The sequence below is a fragment of the Wolbachia endosymbiont of Litomosoides sigmodontis genome (genome assembly GCF_013365435.1).
Lineage (GTDB): Bacteria > Pseudomonadota > Alphaproteobacteria > Rickettsiales > Anaplasmataceae > Wolbachia.
The window spans coordinates 652,061-669,982 of the sequence record NZ_CP046577.1; the positions used below are offsets into that span (position 1 = coordinate 652,061).

The following is a 17,922-nucleotide window of genomic DNA, read 5'->3' on the forward strand; positions in this document are numbered from 1 at the left end:
TCTATTTGATCCATTAACAATAAGAATTAGTATAAGACTACGCTAGCGTTCACACAGTTTTACACATCTGTTTTTGTTAGCCACATTTAATTTGGATGATTATAATGTGATTCTACTACACTTTCCTTCTCTCCAGAAGCCAAGTGGCAACCATTACCCCTTAACGATTTCTCGTCATAAGTTTCAATATCAAAATACTTTTCATATTTATCTATATTATCACAAAGCGAAAGTGCCCTGACTTTACTCATAATCAAGCCTGTACCAGCAGGAATTAATCTTCCCACTATAACATTTTCCTTTAATCCACTTAAAGGATCTTCTTTCCCACAGAATGCTGCTTCTGTCAGCACTTTTGTTGTCTCTTGAAAAGAAGCAGCAGAAATAAAGGATTTAGTTTCAAGACTTGCTCTAGTAATTCCTTGCAGAATAGGAAGATAACAAGCAGGCCGCTTGCCAGAGTTATTCATAATATGATTTCTTTTATCAACTTCCAACTTGTCAATGCTTTCGCCAACCAAGTACATAGTATCACCAGGATCAGTAATTTCTACTTTCTGCAACATTTGCTTTAATATCACCTCTAAATGCTTGTTATCTATACGAACACCCTGCAATCTGTAAACCTGCTGTATTTCAGAAATCATATAATGCGCCAAAGCTTCTAATCCAAGTACGCGCAAAATATCATGGAGATCAGGATCACCATCCATCAATAAATCACCTTTACGTACAAAATCACCCTCATTAACTATTACGTGTTTACTTCTTGACACCAAATACTCAATTGGAGAAATCTGTTCATCTGAAGGTTTTATAAGTATACTACGTTTTCCTCTTCGATCTTTCTCAGAAAATACCACATGACCATCTATCTCACTAACGATGGCATGCTCCCTAGGACGCCGTGCTTCGAACAATTCTATAACTCTCGGCAAACCTCCAGTAATATCACGAGTTTTAACTGATTCCCTAGGTGTTCTTGTAATAACGTCACCTGCATGAACTTTCTGACCATCTTGCACATTAAGTACTGCACCAATTGGTATAAAATAACATGCTTCAACACCGCTTGCGAGCGTCATTACCTCACCATTATCATCAAGTAGCACTATGCGAGGACGTAAATTAGCTCCACCGGAGTACAGTTTCCAATCTTTTACTACTTTACTTGATATTCCCGTAGATTCATCCATAACTTCAGTAATTGACACCCCATCTTTTAAATCTTGGTACAATACTGTACCAGTCTTTTCCGTGATAATAGGCAATGTATAAGGATCCCATTCTGCAATCTTATCACCAATTTTCACTGACTCACCTTCATCTATATAAAGTTTAGCACCATAAGGTATACTATGTCTCAACTTCTCACTACCAAGATTATCAGTTAACACTACTTCACAAGAACGACTTATTGCAATTTTATCTCCATTTTTATCTACAATTATGTTACTGTTATTCAATTTTATTTTGGCATTGATAGATGCTACAATATTTGAGGATTCAACACCTCTAGTCATCACTCCACCTATGTGAAAAGTACGCATCGTCAACTGAGTACCAGGCTCTCCAACAGACTGAGCAGCTATTACACCAACTGCTTCACCTATCGAGACAATTCTACCAGTTGCAAGATCTCTTCCATAGCACAAAGAACATACTCCCGGACTTACTTCACAAGTTAAAGGTGATCTAATTTTTACAGCATCAAGACCTGCAATATTGATCTGTTTAACCTTATCCTCATCAATTAATTCTCCTGCTTTCACCAATAATTCTTTTGTCACTGGATTATATATATCATTTGCAGCTGTTCTGCCCAGCACAACTCTTTCTAAAGATGCAACTATAGTACCTCCTTCAACTGTAGCTCTTACAACAAGGCCATTTTTCGTTTTACAGTCACGCTTTGTAACTATACAATTTTGAGATACATCAACTAAACGACGAGTTAAATATCCAGAATTAGCAGTTTTAAGTGCAGTATCAGCAAGACCTTTACGTGCACCATGAGTAGAATTAAAATACTCAAATACATTTAACCCTTCACGGAAGTTAGAAATTATAGGTGTCTCTATGATCTCACCAGAAGGCTTAGTCATAAGCCCTCGCATCCCAGCTAGCTGCTTCATCTGTGAAGTAGAACCCCTGGCACCGGAATTAACCATCATATACACTGAATTGTACTTACTATCTCTATCATATATAGATATTGATTTTAACATATCATTAGCTATCATATCTGTACATTTAGACCATTCGTCTATAACCTTATTATATCTCTCACTTCTAGTTATTAGACCATCTTGATATTGCATAGAGAACTTCTTGATTTCACCTCTTGCACGATCGACGTGTTCAGCTTTAGTTTCAGGTATAACCAGATCACAACGGCTAAAAGAAATGCCAGAAAATGTAGCATATTCAAAGCCAAGTACCATCAACCTATCAGAAAACTCCACTGTAGCACTTTGACCACAGTTGCGATATATTAAATCAACTATACTAGTTACTTCTTTAACTGTTAATACCTGATTTACAAGACCAAAACTTAGATTCTCATGTTTAGGAAAAATCTGCCACAATATTAAGCGACCAGGAGTCGTGTGAATGGTTTTATAGCAAATTTCGCCTTCGCCATTTTTATACTCCATTCTATACTTTATATTAGAATGAATATGTAAAGCGCCATCACTTAAAGAGTGTTCAACTTCACCGAAAGTGCCTAAAAATGGTAAATCACCATCTTCTTTATCAGTTTGTTCCTGCAAAGTTAAATAATATATACCAAGTATTATATCTTTACTAGGAACTATAATTGGCCTGCCATTAGAAGGGCTTAAAACATTATTGGTTGACATCATTAGTACCCTCGCTTCAAGCTGGGCTTCTAATGAAATCGGCACATGCACTGCCATTTGATCGCCATCAAAATCTGCGTTAAATGCTGTACAAACAAGTGGATGAAGTTGTATAGCTTTGCCTTCAATAAGGATTGGCTCAAAGGCTTGAATACCAAGCCTATGTAGAGTAGGCGCTCTATTTAGCAAAACAGGATGCTCTTTTATCACTTCTTCTAGCATATCCCAAACTTCAGGTTTTTCCGCTCTTATCAATTTACTAGCAAACTTGATAGTTGGAGCCATACCATACATCTTAAGCTTTGAATAAACAAAAGGCTTAAATAGTTCAAGAGCCATTCTTTTCGGTAACCCACATTGATTCAACTTCAAAGCTGGACCAACGACTATTACAGAACGTCCAGAATAATCTACCCTTTTTCCCAAGAGATTCTGGCGGAAACGTCCTTGTTTTCCTTTCAGCATGTCACTAATAGATTTTTTATATCCAATAGCACCAGCTTTATTTGTTAGAGCATTACGACGGCTATTATCGAAAAGAGAATCAACTGCTTCTTGTAACATCCTTTTTTCATTACGAATCATAATTTCAGGAGGATTTAAGCTTAATAATTTTCTCAATCTGTTATTTCTATTAATAATAGTCCTATAATGATGATTTAAGTCAGAAACTGCAGGACGACCACTTTCAAGCGACACTAAAGGACGTAAGTCAGGTGGTAAAATAGGTATAGTCGTAAGTATCATCCACTCAGGTCTATTTCCAGATTTAATAAAATTTTCAATAATACGTAATCTCTTTATGATCTTCTTTCTTCTTATTTCAGAGGCAACAGACTCTAATTCCATTCTTAAATCCTTTCTGATTTGATGCAAATCAAGACAAGTCAGTAACTCTCTTATAGCTTCAACACCTTGCATAGCTACAAAACTATCGATACCATAGTCATCTTTAGCTTCATTATAAGTTTTCTCACTAATAATCTCACCCTTTTCAAAAGGAGAAATAAGGGGATCTATCACAATGTAATTATCGCTATACAAAATATTCTCAATATCTCTGAGAGACATGTCTAATAATGCTCCAATTCTTGAAGGGAGTGACTTTAAAAACCATATATGGGCAACAGGAGACGCAAGCTCTATATGACCCATTCTTTCTCTTCTTACTTTAGAAGATGTAACCTCCACTCCACATTTTTCACATATACGGCCTCTGTGTCTTCTTTTTTTGTATTTTCCACACAAACATTCATCATCATTAACTGGACCAAAGATCTTAGGACAAAATAATCCACCTTTTTCAACTTTGAATGTACGATAATTTGCAGTTGAGACGTCTTTTACCTCACCGTAAGACATAGACTTAATATTCTCAGGGCTAGCAATTGATATGCCAATTTTATCAAAAGGCTGTGCAATGTTAGTGTGAGATATGTCTTCAATAACAACATTATTTTGCTTTAAAGCCACATTTAAACATAAAGAACGTAGTTCTTTTATCATCACATTGAAAGATTCAGGAGTTCCACATTCGAAGTTGCTGTCACCTTTTATTATCGATTCATAAATCTTAACCCTACCATTAATGTCATCAGACTTCACAGTTAGCATTTCTTGTAAAGTATAAGCGGCACCATAAGCTTGCAATGCCCAACATTCCATTTCACCAAAACGTTGACCGCCAAAATGGGATTTTCCTCCAAGAGGTTGCTGAGTAACTAAACTGTAAGGCCCTACTGAACGCGCATGAATTTTATCATCGACCAGATGATGCAGCTTAAGCATATACATATAACCAACCGTGACCTTACGGTCAAATTTCTCACCGGTGCGGCCATCATATGCTTCAGTTTGTCCAGAAGGATCTAAGCCAGCAAGTGTAAATAATTTTGTTATTTTTTTATCCTTCGGACCTTCAAACACAGGTGCAGCAACAGGAACGCCATAACGTAATTTATGCGCAAATTCAATCAAGTTACTATTGTCAATGTTGCGAATATTGTTGCAAATAGATACGTCACTACCACAGCTATAAATTTCAATGAGGAAGCTACGCAAATCTTCGTACGCACTTTTGCAAGAGTTTAAATAACCTTTCACTAACACGTTTAATTCATCATTGAGCGCACCTTCATTAGATATATGAATAAGGGAATTCGTTATTTCATCATCGCTAACTTCTTCAGCTTTTTTATTAGCAAAATATACCACTGCAAATTTTGCAAAGTTATCATCGTCAAGAGATCTAATTTCTTTGCAAAAATCACTGTTAATCTTGTTAATTTTATCTAGAATATTGCCTACTTTTTCTCCTAATTTTTTGCAAGCCCAACCCACGTGAGTTTCCAATATTTGTCCCACATTCATCCTTGACGGAACACCAAGAGGGTTTAGGATAATATCAACAGGCGTACCATCCTCTAAATAAGGCATATCTTCCACTGGTACAACTCGAGAAATCACCCCTTTATTCCCATGTCTACCAGCCATTTTATCCCCTGGCTGCAGACTATGTTTTACAGCAATGAAAACTTTTACTGACATTGACACACCTTGAGGCAAGTCATAGCCTTCATTTAACTTTTCTACTTTTTGTTTAAATTGTACTATTGCATTCGATACTTTTTCATCAAAATCTTTTTTTAATCTCTTAACTTGCTCAGAAATAGATCGATTTCTTAATCCTATACCCCACCATTGTTCACGTTCAATAGCGTCAAGTTTTTCTTGATCTTGAAGGCAAGAATGAGTAAGAAGTTTTTTCAATTCATCATAGAAATATTCACTAGCAACATTGATTATATAATCTCGTTCTTTTTCTAAATCATTCATCTCTTTCTGCTTAATAAGCAGTGCCCTTTCATTTTCTTCAACTCCTCTACGTGTAAAGACCTGTACATTAATTACTGTTCCTTCAACATCTGGGGATGTATATAGAGAAGAATCTGCACAATCGAATGACTTTTCACCAAAAATTGTCATTAATAACTTTGTTTCAGGAGGCAATAAAAGGGAAGGTTTAGGTGTAACTTTACCTACAAGAATATACCCTGGGCCAACTCTTGTACCAATTTTTACTATACCAGTATCATCTAAGTGATATAGATTTTCCTCATTAACGCCAGGTATAGCACGAGTTATTTTTTCTGACCCTAAAGGAGTATCGTGTACAACACATTCAAATTCTTCTATATGTATTGAAGTAAAGAGATCTTTTTTAACAATTTCACTAGAGATAACAATAGAGTCTTCAAAATTATAACCTTGCCAAGACATGAAAGCGACCAGCAAATTTTGACCAAGTGCTAACTCACCACTATTAATTGCAGGACCATCAGCTATTACATCACCCTCTTTAACATAATCACCTACACGTACTAGCGGTCTTTGATTAATGCAAGTATTATGGTTAGAGCGTTGAAATTTCTTTAAGTGATAAATATCCACGCCAAGGTAGTTAACCCTTTTTTCATCAAAAGCACGTATAACTATAGAGTTACTATCAGAACTATCAACTATGCCGTCGCGTTTTGCTAAAACTACAGCACCAGAACCAGAAGCCACAAAAGACTCTATGCCAGTACCAACTAAAGGAGCAGTAGGCTTTAATAAAGGTACAGCTTGACGTTGCATATTTGAACCCATTAATGCTCTATTAGCATCATCATTTTCTAAAAATGGAATCAAAGAGGCTGCAACTGATATTACTTGTTTAGGAGATACGTCAATGTAGCTTACTTGATCACTACTGACCATGACAAAACTACCAGCATATCTACAGTACAGCATGTCATCGACAAAACAATTATTGTCGTCAAGCTTTGCGCTGGCATCAGCTATATAATATAAACCTTCATCTATAGCAGACAAGTAGTCAATTTGATCAGTGGCAACCCTATTAACTACTTTTCTATAAGGACTTTCAATAAAGCCATATTTGTTAACTCGTGCATATATAGCTAAACTATTGATTAACCCTATATTTTGCCCCTCTGGAGTTTCAATAGGACAAATTCTTCCATAATGAGTTGGATGAACATCTCGCACTTCAAATCCTGCACGATCTCTCGTTAAACCACCAGGACCTAATGCTGACAACCTCCTTTTATGTGTTATTTCAGATAATGGATTAGTCTGATCCATAAACTGAGATAATTGAGAAGAATTAAAGAAATCCCTTAAGACATTAGTTAACACTTTTGGATTAATAAAATCAGATGAAGAAACTTTATCTAAACTAGAAGTAGACATGGAATCAATCACTGCACGTTCTAGCTTTAATAGCCCAGCTCTAAACTGATTTTCTATAAACTCGCCAACTGACCTTACTCGTCTATTTCCCAAATGGTCAATGTCATCTACAGATCCTTGGCCGTCACGTAGCAATACTATCTTTTTTACAATTTCAATAATATCTTCATGTGTTAAAACAGTCAAATCTTCGTCATAATTTAACCCAAGATAAGAGTTAAGTTTTGATCTACCAATATTAGATAGATCATAATACTCGGGATTAAAGAAAAGATTATAAAAAAGCTCCTCTACTATTTCTAATACAGGAACTTCACCAGGGCGCAAGACTCTATATATCTCATATAGCGCGTCTTGATAAGACATGTTTTCGTCTAAGAAAAGCGTATTTAATATATAAGGACCAACAGATAAGTTATCAATATTTAGTACCGATATTTCATCCACAGACAATAACTCAAGCTTTTTTATATCTTCTATCTTTATAGATTCACCGGCAGATAAAATTCTCATAGAGCTAACACTATCTATTAAATCTTCTGCAAGGAATAAACCACATATAGAATCAAAAGGCACTAAGTACTCTTTCAATCCATCATCATACAGCTTTTTAGCTAATCTTGAAGTAATACGGACGTTAGCTTTAAACAACACATTACCTTCAACGTCCATTAAATCGAAAGGTAATCTAACTCCCTTAAATTTATCAGGAATAAACTGCACTTTCCAACTATTCTTATATTTTATATATCTTATCTTTTCATAAAATTTATTGAGTATGTCATTATTTGATAAGCCCAATGCTTTTAATAAGACCGAAACTGGCAATTTTCTTTTCCTGTCAATACGAAAATATAAGAGGTCTTTAACATCAAATTCAATATCAAGCCAAGAACCTCTATAAGGAATAACCCTAGCGGAATAGATTAGTTTACCAGAATTATAAGTTTTTCCCTTATCACTATCAAAAAATACACCAGGAGACCTATGCATTTGTGAAACTATAACTTTTTCTACACCATTAATAATGAAGGTGCCTTTATCGGTCATCATCGGTAATTCACAGAAATGAACTTCTTGCTCCTCTATAAATTTTATAACGGTTGCAAGCTTAGAATGATTACCACTCCCTTTAATTAATTTATATTCATCAAGGGAAATACCATCTTGCATAATAACAAGGCGTATAGAAGCAATAACCCTAGCAGAAAAAGTTATACCACGCTTTATACACTCAGACTCATCATATTTAGGATTATCTATCCTACAACTTATAAACTCAATAGTAGCTCTGTGCAAAGGATCATTTACTGGAAAAACTGAATGAAAGATAGACTCAAGTCTTTCATTACCATGACTTCCAGGAGTAAATGACTTGTATGACTCTTTTTGAACTTTAACTAAATCTGATAAAGAATCTTTTAAATCAATTGATCTAGAGTAAGAAACTCTAGGAATAAAAGCACTAGGAGCACACATATAAGAAGAATTAATCATTAAAATACCTCAAATTAACTACAAAGGGCTATATCAATATAAAATTAATATATTAATATCAACATCCTACTCGAGTTCCACTTTGATCGCCCCTGACTCAATGAGCTGCTGCTTTACTTTCTCTGCCTCATCCCTAGGAATATTAGCAGTCAAATCTTTAGGCAAGGATTCAACTAACTCTTTTGCTTCTTTTAAGCTTAATGTGGAATCAATTTTTCTCACTGTTCTAATGATCTCCATTTTTTTACTTGCATCAATTTCTTTAATCACAACTTTACATTCAGTTTTCTCTTGAGCAGCAGAAATGGCAGCGTTATCACTAGTAGGTGCATTAGCATTAACAGCTCCACCAACAAAAGAACCAGCAGGTAACCCTATTTTCTCTTCTAGACTTTTCACAAGTTCAGAGACCTCTAATAGATTTAAAGATAATATTTTATCAACTAAATCGTTTGTTACATTACTCATACTACTACCTTACTTGACAATAAAATTTATTTTTTAGAACTATAATAATCTAATACTTTCATAAGCCTCATGGAAGGTGAGTTAATAGATAACACCAATCTTGCAGAAATATTATAAAATATTAAATGCACAACTTTAATACGCAGCTCATCAAGAGAAGGCAACATAGCTAGCTTATTAACATCCTCTGCTGTAAGCAACTGATTTAAGTGAGCTGCACAAATCACAGACATCTTTTCTTTATTAGCATTAATGAAGTCAATTATTAGTTTTGCAGCCTCTACTATACTGCTAGAGTATATAATAGCAACGGGACCAGAAAACTTATCTAACAAGTAAGAAAATTTATCAGTTTTTTCTAAAGCCAAACGTGCTAGAGTGTTTTTAACTACTAGCATCCCACTTGCCGTAGACTTTAAGCTATCCCTAAGTGCTAATGAATCACTAGCATTTATAGACTTAAAGTTTACCAGTATTAAAAAATCATTATTTATAAACACGTTTATTATATTTCGTATAAATTCATTTTTATTCTTGCGCTTCACGGTATTACCCCCTAAATTATATCTTCCACTTTACTCACTTTATAAGCCTTACCCATAGTTGAATTTAAAAAAATACTCTTAAAGTACACTCCTTTTACAGAAATAGGTTTATTACTTTTAATTACTTTAAGAAAGGCTTTTAAATTTTCTAGCAAATCATCAACAGCAAATTTGATATTCCCTAATTTGCCGTGAACAATACCATTTTTATCTGTCCTAAATTTTATTTGACCAGACTTGATGGTTTTAATAGCTTCTGCAACGTTAAAAGTGACGGTACCAAATTTAGGATTAGGCATTAATCCTTTAGTGCCCAATAACTTTGCAATAGGAGTAATTTTTGCTATAAAATCAGGAGTGGTAATACACCAATCAACATCCAATTTTCTACCTCTTTTTATATCTTCAACCAAATTTTCTCCCCCCACAATATTAGCACCAGCTTTTTTAGCTTCTAATAAATGCTTATCTTGAGTGAAGGCAGCTACTTTAATATCTTTCCCAATACCTTTAGGCAAAACTATTATACCACGCACTTGTTCTTCAGATTTACGTGAATCTATACCCAAATTAACTGCAATGTCAATTGATTCGTTAAATTTCGCTGAAGCAGACTTAATAATCTCCTCCAAACACTCCTTAGGACTGCCATTATGCATATTCATGCTTCTAATCTTCTATAATTTCTATACCCATAGATTTAGCAGTGCCTATAACCATTTTCACTGCTGAATCTTCATTATCCACTTTCATATCAACCATCTTATATCTTGCTATTTTAATTATAGCAGATATAGGCAATCTAGCTACCAATTCTTTACCAGAATTACCAGAACCTTTATTCAATTTAGCTTCCTGCTTAAGTAAGTAAGCTACAGGTGGGCCACTGATAGTAAAATCGTGAGATCGGTCATCCTTTATAGAAATTCGCACTGTTACCAAATCACCAACCTTATAATTGGTATTAGCTGTACTAGTCACTTTATTGAAAGCCTCGCAGAACTTAGGAATAGATATACCACGCGGACCAAGCACTGAAGCAATTTTTGGCCCAGGAACTGCTTTTCCCGCTTCCATCAGTAAGTTAATCTTGGCAACTATTACATTCATAATTAATCCTCTATTTTTTCCACTTGAGCTAGATCAAGCTCTATTATTGTTGGCTTACCTAGAATTGACACTTCTACATTAATAACTCTCTTTTCATCATTAATCACATCTACCTTGCCAGTGAAATTTTGGAAAAGACCATCATTAATTTTTACCTTTTCACCTTTTTCATAACCATGGCTTAACTTTTTCGTTTCTTGAGCACTGTAAAGCGCATTACACATTGAGTGAATTTCATCATCAGAAATCATTTTTGGAACATTACCATTTTTTAAGAATCCATAGACTTTAAGAGATTTTGGTATATTATTAACAAAATTTAGCACTTCATCACACAAATTCACATATAAAAAAACATAACCAGGAAAACACTTTCTTCGTATAGTAGCTTTTTTAGATCTTAGTTCTACTTCACTTGGTTCTTCATACGGAATGAAAACTTCCTTAAAATAACCATCGACCCCTAATCTCATAGAATTTTCCAGTACGTGTTGACACACCTTTTCTTCATAATTAGAAGCAACTCTTAAAATATACCACTTATATTTATTAAATTCCTTACGCTTCAAATCCACCTCTTCATCTGAAACTGTTTCAAAACTACAGGAATCACTACTGTAAAATCCAAGCGTTTTGCTTAAGATATTTCTACTCTCATCACATAGATACATACATACATACACTTCACATACTTCTATATTAGACTTCAAGTTACATACTGTCTGATAAGGAATAAATACCTCCTTAAAATAGGTAGCATTGCTTACTAATTCAAGTATATTGCTCTCATGCCCATAATTAATTTTAATAATATACCATTTATGTTCATATGCCATAAACAATTCCAAATAAAGCCTTAATCGCATAAAGAGATATAAAATCTACAAAGCAAAAGAAAACTGAAAAGCATAATATAACAATCACTACAACAAATAGAGATGATAAAACTTCTTGCTTTTTCATCCAGGCAATTCTTCTTACTTCCTGCTTTATATCACAAAAAAAAATACTTAAAATTTTCAACATTTCTGCTACAATATTAATGCAGGAGTGATAGGAGTTGAACCTACAACTTCTGGTTTTGGAGACCAGCGCTCTACCAATTGAGCTACACTCCTATAACTCAAAATCCTCTCCCCTTTCACTCCAAAACTTCAGAAACAACACCAGAACCAACAGTTCTACCTCCTTCTCTTATTGCAAAGCGCAATCCCTTATCCATTGCTATCGGCACTTGCAATTCTACCTCTATACTTACATTATCTCCAGGCATTACCATTTCTTTTCCCTCTAGTAACTTTATATTCCCCGTTACATCTGTCGTCCTTAAATAAAATTGTGGCTGATAATTCGCAAAAAATGGTGTGTGCCTTCCTCCCTCTTCTTTTTTTAATATGTAAACTTCTGCCTTGAATTTCTTGTGAGGCGTTATTGTTCCTGGTTTTGCTAATACTTGTCCTCTTTCCACTTCTTCTCTCTTCGTACCTCTTAACAATATACCCACGTTTAACCCAGCACTTCCTTTTTCTAGCAATTTCTTAAACATTTCTACACCAGTGCATGTTGTTTTCTGTGTAGTTTTTAGACCTATTATCTCTACCTCATCACCAGCCTTTATTTCTCCTTTTTCTATTCTTCCTGTTACTACTGTTCCACGCCCTGATATTGAAAATACATCCTCAATTGGCAATAGGAATGGTAAATCTACAGGTCTTGGTGGAACTTCTACATACTCATCTAACTTCTCCATCAATTTATCTATTGATTTCTTCCCATATTCACCACCATTTTCCTCCAATGCTTTCAATGCAGACCCAACTATCACTGGAACATCACCACCTGGGAATCCGTATTTACTTAGCAATTCCCTCACTTCCATCTCTACCAAACCTATCATATCAGAATCAGATACATCAGCTTTATTTATATACACTACAATATATCCAACACCAACTTGCTTAGCGAGCAATATATGTTCCCTCGTTTGCGGCATAGGTCCATCAACTCCTGACACCACCAAAATCGCTGCATCCATTTGTGCTGCACCAACTATCATATTCTTCACATAATCAGCGTGTCCAGGACAATCAACATGTGCATAATGTCTACTCTCCGTTTGATATTCAACATGTGCTGTTGCAATTGTTATTCCTCTTTTTCTCTCTTCTGGCGCCTTATCTATTTGATCGTACGCTACAAAATTTCCATAATGCTTTGTTATTGCTGCTGTCAACGTTGTCTTCCCATGGTCCACATGCCCTATTGTTCCCACATTGACATGCGGCTTTCCAAATGCTTCCACTACTTGTGTCATAACTTTAACTTTTCTACCTAAAATACAAATACATCAATAAGTAATATATTGATTTTATAAAAATACAACAAAAAAAAGAGCGGATAGTGGGATTCGAACCCACTCCGCTAGCTTGGAAGGCTAGAGCTCTACCAATTAAGCTATACCCGCGCAATGGAGGAGGTAGGATTCGAACCTACGTACGCAACGCGGACAGATTTACAGTCTGTTACCTTTAACCACTCGGTCACTCCTCCACAAGAATTTGTTAAGAGAGCACTATTCCAGTATTCTAACTTAAGCTTTTATTATACTTTATATTAACACCAAAAACCAAAAAATCAAGCAATAAAACCTTTGCCTGATTTTTAAAATCAGACAGATTTCATTTTATACAACACAATATTGCCAATAAAACGCTTAAATAAGTAATGTGAATCATGTGTACCTGGCGCTTCTTCTGGGTGATACTGTACAGAAAAAACTGGATAATCCTTTGCCATTATTCCCTCTATACTACTATCAAACATAGAAATATGAGTAACTTCAACGTTATTTGGTAGAGAAGATGGATCTAAAACAAAGCCATGATTTTGGCTAGTGATCTCAACTTTATCGCTACTTACGTTATAAACCGGATGATTACTTCCTCGGTGACCAACGTTCATCTTGATAGTTTTTGCCCCCAAAGTAATCGCTAATAATTGATGACCCATGCATATACCAAAAATTGGTATTTTAGATTTTACAATAACATCTATCTCTGGAGTTACACTTTTTCCTATTTCTTGCGGATCTCCAGGACCGTTAGAGAGCACTATACCATCTGGACATATACTTAATATTTTTTGAGCGAAACCTCTATCTGGCTTAATTAATTCAATTGCACAACCAAGCTCTATTAAGCGTGAAATTATACTAGCTTTTACACCAAAATCAACTACTGCAACTTTATATTTTGCATTGAGGCCATTTTTAAAATTGTTATTTAAACTAACTTTACCGATTATTTCTATTCCATTTACAGGCTTATGTTTTTTTAATTCATTAAATAGATCTTTTATTACCAAAATACCTTGATCATTACAGATACCAGTGTTACACATCGTGGTAACATCAGAGTGGGTCAATGGGCATATTATTCCATTTTGAGGCCCATGTTTTCTCAAATGCCTAGTCAAGGCTCTAGTGTCAATTCCTGATATTCCAACTAAGTTACTTTTTTCTAACCAATCTTTTAAACTTACATATGAAGAAGGATGAGATACAGGAGAAAGTTCGCGCATAATCACACCACTTGCAAAAATTTTCTTTCCTTCATTATCTTTATCGTTTATTCCAATATTGCCAATATGAGGAAAAGTAAACATTATGATCTGATCAGTAAAAGAAGGATCGGTTATAGTATGCTGATAACCGGTAACACCAGTAGTAAAACAGATCTCACCTATGCACTTGCCTTTTTTACCTATTGACTTTCCTAAAAAGCACTTGCCATCTTGTAAAACTAGAACTGTATCCTGCACTAAATTCTCTCTAAACTGATTTAAAATAGTATATAAGAATTTCTAATAATGTATAACTCTTTCTAAAAATTAGAATTTAGTCATAATTAAATAACATGAAAAAAACTTTTATACACCTTAAATTTAAATATATCATTGACTACTTTCATATTTCATATTAAATTTGACTTAATTATTAAGTTAATATATTGGAGAGTATAATGTTTGCTAATAGTAAATTACCTAAAAAAATAAATCAGAAGTGGCTAATTATAGGAGCTAACTCACTATTATTTATGACGATGTTACCTTCAATTTTTCTTTTAGCAAAAATGGTCATAGGACTAATCATGATCTCAGTTATAGCAATAGCAGTAAAAATTGCCTCAAAAACACTATTGAATGTCTTAGAGGATAAACAGGCAGATCCAAATCAATCAACGCCACAAACAACACAAAGCAGGATTGTAAACCTAATCGTTGGGTTAATATCCACATTTGCAGGTGGATTATCACTGCTTATCATAGCAAAAACTGGTATAGCTATAACATGTGCAACTGTAGCCATTCTAGCCATACATGAATATACTAAGGATTATAAATATGCTGAAGATAAAGAAATGAGTACAAGCATAAACGATAAATTCGATGATATAGCTGAAAATATAACTAATTTTATTGTTAGTAGCATTGAAAAATTTGTCCCATTACAAGAACGCCATGTATAGCTCTCACCTCTATACTTATTTTGTGTACGTTGATTAAGTAAGCTGTATTGTCTCGTATTTCTTTACCACACAGCTATATATGATTTTATTCTATAAATTTTCTTATTATGCTAAATTTTAAGCCACGAACGAAATCTTCAATATTGCAAGGACTTCTTCCTTCCATTTGGACAATTTTAGGAATTAAGGTGCCACTTTCTAAACTTATGTGCATATTATCATTAATAATTTTACCTTGTCCTGAAGTTAGAGAAGCATTTACTTTAAAATCAGCATCGAGTATCCTTACACGTCTATGCTCTATCTTAACAAATGCCTTGGGATAAAAAGCTTTAACTTTTCTATAAGCAACTTCACAGATGTCACTTGCATAAATTTTATAATCTTCCATTTTTTCAGCATAGCATACTCCATCATCACTTTGTTCTAGAGGAAGGTGCTTTTCAATTTCATCTATTACTTCCATCAGTAAGTCACTACCTAGCTTAGATAATTTATTATGTAAAGTTTTATAATTATCATTTTTTTTAATTAGAATTTTTTTCTGCTTTAAAATAGGACCAGAATCTAATTCCTCATTCAATTGTATAATGCTAACTCCAGTTTCTTGGTCTCCAGCTAAAATAGTGTGCTGTATGGGAGCTGCTCCACGCCATCTAGGCAGCAGTGAAGGGTGAATATTAATACAACTATACTTTGGAATACCCAGAATTTCTCTTGGAAGCATCAGTCCATAAGCAGCAACAACTGCAATGTCTGGTTTAAATTTCTCAAACCTTTCTTGCTCTACCAAAAATTTCAGAGAAGTAGGAGTACATACCTCTATACCTCTTTCTTCAGCAATAACATGCACTGGAGATTTTGTTAGTTTTTGTCCACGCCCTGAAGGTTTTGGAGCCTTAGTATATACTGTCACTACCTCATTTTTTGACTTTAATAGCGAATTTAGCGCATTGACAGCAAACTCTGGTGATCCCATAAAAATGATTCTCATACCGCCAAATGCTTTTGCCTAAGGAAATCAAGAATTCTCTGTCAGTTTATTACTTACATCTCCTACTAATTTTGCAAAATCATCTTTATAGTTAACGGCCATTTCAGCAAGAATCTTTCTACTTAAATCAATTCCAGTAAGTGCAAGACCGTGCATAAATCTACTATAAGTAAGCCCGTATTCCCTTACTGCTGCATTAATACGTATTATCCACAAACTACGGAAATCGCGCTTACGATTTCTTCTGTCTCTGTAAGCATATTGCAATGCTTTTTCAACCTTTTGTAACGCAACTCTATAGCAACTTTTCGCACGCCCTCTATAACCCTTTGCTAAACTTAATACTTTTTTATGACGAGCGTGAGTAGTGACTCCACGTTTTACTCGAGCCATTTTATTACCCCCGTTTTGTTAAATTCCATAAGGCATATAAAGCTTAACTATGCGTGAGTCAGATTTACCAAGAATCGTAGTACCGCGCTGGTTACGAATATTAGATTTACTTCTCTTTGCCATACCATGCCTTTTACCTGATTGCGTAGAAATAACCTTGCCCTTAGCTGTAAGACTAAAACGCTTTTTAACAGAGGACTTGGTCTTCAATTTTATTTTCTTCATATCTTAAATAAGTTCACGAACATTATCATCAAATTTTTCAGTAATATGAGTAATATTATCAAAGAATCAAATAGCATGCAACCTAAAGTTGTAATATAATCACAATCTATATATTACAGGAGCTTAAATGTAGTTACACCTAATATATGGGTTACATCTTCTTTATTTCCGAGTGGCAACAATACTTGCCTCATTTTAACACTTTCACTTTCTTCCTCTTCATTGATTGGACATTTACTATCTACTATAGTATCAAATTTATCAATAACCGCATCTATTTTATATAATCGTAAAAACGGTGCATTAATTGAACATTTGCTATCAATACACATATTTTTCTCAAAACCATAGAACTCAACAGCTTTTTCTCCTGCATTCTCACAGATATAACCTCGATCATTAACTTCAATAATATAGCAATGTTGCCATGACTCCATTATTTCAGCAGTATCTATCTCTTGCCTTTCTGGCCAGTCTCTATTTGGTCCTTTTATCTCACTCCAGTACTGAGTCACTACATTTGCTATTCTTCTTTCTCTACCTGTATAAATTCCCATTCCAACATCCACATATAAAACACAGATATAAGCTTAATCTACTGTGAATGTATTGATTTTTTCTTAACCACAAGGGTACGTGTCACCTAGATACCCATACTGCTATGTAACTGATATAGTACTTTCTCTAACCATTACTTTAACGTAGGCCACACCTTACTTAGTTAATTTTTAGCTATATATACCAAATACATTCATACCACTCTTATGATATTCATTACTTTTCTCACTATCTATTTTGCTGATTAAATAGTAATCTCTCAAGTTAGTAAGTCGTTGTAATAAATTACTAAAATCACAACCACTTCTTATATTAGAATCAAATTCTCTTTGCATCCCCTTTATCGTATATCCTTTATAATATAGCATGTACTTTATTTTCTTTATGACTTCTATACATTTATTATCATATAGCCTTCTTCCCTTACGTTGTATGAGTTTAATCTGACGAAATTGATTTCCTTAACCCCTTTAAATGGGCTGCTTTAA

At 34.4% G+C, this 17,922-nt stretch carries 15 protein-coding genes, 3 tRNA genes and 1 pseudogene; 1 reads left to right on the forward strand and 18 read right to left on the reverse strand.

Features of this window, described 5'->3' with window-relative positions:
- Positions 1-86: 86 nt before the first annotated feature.
- The 12 genes from GOY07_RS02695 to carA form a co-directional block, all read right to left on the reverse strand.
- Positions 87-8,615, reverse strand: coding sequence for a DNA-directed RNA polymerase subunit beta/beta' (locus GOY07_RS02695; RefSeq protein ID WP_175838030.1), 8,529 nt, complete (start codon positions 8,613-8,615; stop codon positions 87-89).
- Between the two features lie 66 nt (positions 8,616-8,681).
- A complete protein-coding gene (gene rplL, locus GOY07_RS02700) occupies positions 8,682-9,083 on the reverse strand; it encodes a 50S ribosomal protein L7/L12 (protein WP_175838031.1) in 402 nt (133 codons plus the stop codon).
- A gap of 26 nt (positions 9,084-9,109) precedes the next feature.
- Positions 9,110-9,628 (reverse strand): 50S ribosomal protein L10, encoded by a 519-nt coding sequence (rplJ, locus tag GOY07_RS02705; RefSeq protein WP_175838032.1) that lies wholly within the window; start codon positions 9,626-9,628, stop codon positions 9,110-9,112.
- Between the two features lie 11 nt (positions 9,629-9,639).
- Complete coding sequence (gene rplA, locus GOY07_RS02710) at positions 9,640-10,293, reverse strand: 50S ribosomal protein L1 (protein WP_175838033.1); 654 nt, start codon at positions 10,291-10,293, stop codon at positions 9,640-9,642.
- Positions 10,294-10,297: 4 nt separating this feature from the next.
- A complete protein-coding gene (locus tag GOY07_RS02715; protein ID WP_175838034.1) occupies positions 10,298-10,738 on the reverse strand; it encodes a 50S ribosomal protein L11 in 441 nt (146 codons plus the stop codon).
- 2 nt (positions 10,739-10,740) lie between these two features.
- Complete coding sequence (gene nusG / locus GOY07_RS02720; protein WP_175838035.1) at positions 10,741-11,574, reverse strand: transcription termination/antitermination protein NusG; 834 nt, start codon at positions 11,572-11,574, stop codon at positions 10,741-10,743.
- The gene (gene secE / locus GOY07_RS02725; protein WP_175838036.1) at positions 11,564-11,764 is read right to left on the reverse strand and encodes a preprotein translocase subunit SecE; all 201 of its coding nucleotides are present in this window, start codon (positions 11,762-11,764) and stop codon (positions 11,564-11,566) included. Before secE ends, nusG begins: the two co-directional genes overlap by 11 nt.
- A gap of 19 nt (positions 11,765-11,783) precedes the next feature.
- Positions 11,784-11,856: transfer RNA gene (locus tag GOY07_RS02730), tRNA-Trp, on the reverse strand.
- A gap of 23 nt (positions 11,857-11,879) precedes the next feature.
- Positions 11,880-13,052 (reverse strand): elongation factor Tu, encoded by a 1,173-nt coding sequence (gene tuf / locus GOY07_RS02735; protein ID WP_175838037.1) that lies wholly within the window; start codon positions 13,050-13,052, stop codon positions 11,880-11,882.
- A gap of 78 nt (positions 13,053-13,130) precedes the next feature.
- Positions 13,131-13,202 (reverse strand) — tRNA-Gly (locus GOY07_RS02740).
- 4 nt (positions 13,203-13,206) lie between these two features.
- Positions 13,207-13,288 (reverse strand) — tRNA-Tyr (locus GOY07_RS02745).
- 117 nt (positions 13,289-13,405) lie between these two features.
- Positions 13,406-14,557, reverse strand: coding sequence for a glutamine-hydrolyzing carbamoyl-phosphate synthase small subunit (carA, locus tag GOY07_RS02750; protein WP_175838038.1), 1,152 nt, complete (start codon positions 14,555-14,557; stop codon positions 13,406-13,408).
- A gap of 200 nt (positions 14,558-14,757) precedes the next feature.
- Between carA and GOY07_RS02755 the strand changes: the two genes are divergently transcribed.
- A complete protein-coding gene (locus GOY07_RS02755) occupies positions 14,758-15,264 on the forward strand; it encodes a hypothetical protein (RefSeq protein ID WP_175838039.1) in 507 nt (168 codons plus the stop codon).
- 85 nt (positions 15,265-15,349) lie between these two features.
- On the opposite strand, the gene fmt is transcribed toward GOY07_RS02755, so the two are convergent.
- The 6 genes and pseudogenes from fmt to GOY07_RS04685 all read right to left on the reverse strand — a co-directional run.
- Positions 15,350-16,258, reverse strand: coding sequence for a methionyl-tRNA formyltransferase (fmt, locus tag GOY07_RS02760; protein WP_175838040.1), 909 nt, complete (start codon positions 16,256-16,258; stop codon positions 15,350-15,352).
- A 27-nt stretch (positions 16,259-16,285) separates the two neighbouring features.
- Entirely contained in the window at positions 16,286-16,651 is a 366-nt protein-coding gene (gene rplT / locus GOY07_RS02765; RefSeq protein ID WP_175838041.1) for a 50S ribosomal protein L20, read from the reverse strand.
- An 18-nt stretch (positions 16,652-16,669) separates the two neighbouring features.
- Entirely contained in the window at positions 16,670-16,876 is a 207-nt protein-coding gene (gene rpmI, locus GOY07_RS02770) for a 50S ribosomal protein L35 (RefSeq protein WP_175838042.1), read from the reverse strand.
- Positions 16,877-16,989: 113 nt separating this feature from the next.
- On the reverse strand, positions 16,990-17,433 hold the full coding sequence (locus GOY07_RS02775) for a PAS domain-containing protein (RefSeq protein ID WP_175838044.1): 444 nt from the start codon (positions 17,431-17,433) through the stop codon (positions 16,990-16,992).
- Positions 17,434-17,604: 171 nt separating this feature from the next.
- Positions 17,605-17,802 carry a hypothetical protein gene (locus GOY07_RS04390; protein ID WP_246224373.1) on the reverse strand — a complete coding sequence of 66 codons (198 nt, stop codon included), beginning with the start codon at positions 17,800-17,802 and terminating at the stop codon, positions 17,605-17,607.
- A gap of 3 nt (positions 17,803-17,805) precedes the next feature.
- Positions 17,806-17,877: pseudogene (locus GOY07_RS04685) on the reverse strand (MerR family transcriptional regulator); the annotation flags it as partial.
- Between the last annotated feature and the right edge of the window lie 45 nt (positions 17,878-17,922).

Coding starts and splice junctions, on each gene's coding strand:
- GOY07_RS02695 (WP_175838030.1), bottom strand. CDS start 8,615: ATGATTAATTCTTCTTATATGTGTGCTCCTAGTGCTTTTATTCCTAGA.
- rplL (WP_175838031.1), bottom strand. CDS start 9,083: ATGAGTAATGTAACAAACGATTTAGTTGATAAAATATTATCTTTAAAT.
- rplA (WP_175838033.1), bottom strand. CDS start 10,293: ATGAATATGCATAATGGCAGTCCTAAGGAGTGTTTGGAGGAGATTATT.
- GOY07_RS02715 (WP_175838034.1), bottom strand. CDS start 10,738: ATGAATGTAATAGTTGCCAAGATTAACTTACTGATGGAAGCGGGAAAA.
- nusG (WP_175838035.1), bottom strand. CDS start 11,574: ATGGCATATGAACATAAATGGTATATTATTAAAATTAATTATGGGCAT.
- secE (WP_175838036.1), bottom strand. CDS start 11,764: ATGTTGAAAATTTTAAGTATTTTTTTTTGTGATATAAAGCAGGAAGTA.
- tuf (WP_175838037.1), bottom strand. CDS start 13,052: ATGACACAAGTAGTGGAAGCATTTGGAAAGCCGCATGTCAATGTGGGA.
- GOY07_RS02755 (WP_175838039.1), top strand. CDS start 14,758: ATGTTTGCTAATAGTAAATTACCTAAAAAAATAAATCAGAAGTGGCTA.
- fmt (WP_175838040.1), bottom strand. CDS start 16,258: ATGAGAATCATTTTTATGGGATCACCAGAGTTTGCTGTCAATGCGCTA.
- rplT (WP_175838041.1), bottom strand. CDS start 16,651: ATGGCTCGAGTAAAACGTGGAGTCACTACTCACGCTCGTCATAAAAAA.
- rpmI (WP_175838042.1), bottom strand. CDS start 16,876: ATGAAGAAAATAAAATTGAAGACCAAGTCCTCTGTTAAAAAGCGTTTT.
- GOY07_RS02775 (WP_175838044.1), bottom strand. CDS start 17,433: ATGGGAATTTATACAGGTAGAGAAAGAAGAATAGCAAATGTAGTGACT.
- GOY07_RS04390 (WP_246224373.1), bottom strand. CDS start 17,802: ATGCTATATTATAAAGGATATACGATAAAGGGGATGCAAAGAGAATTT.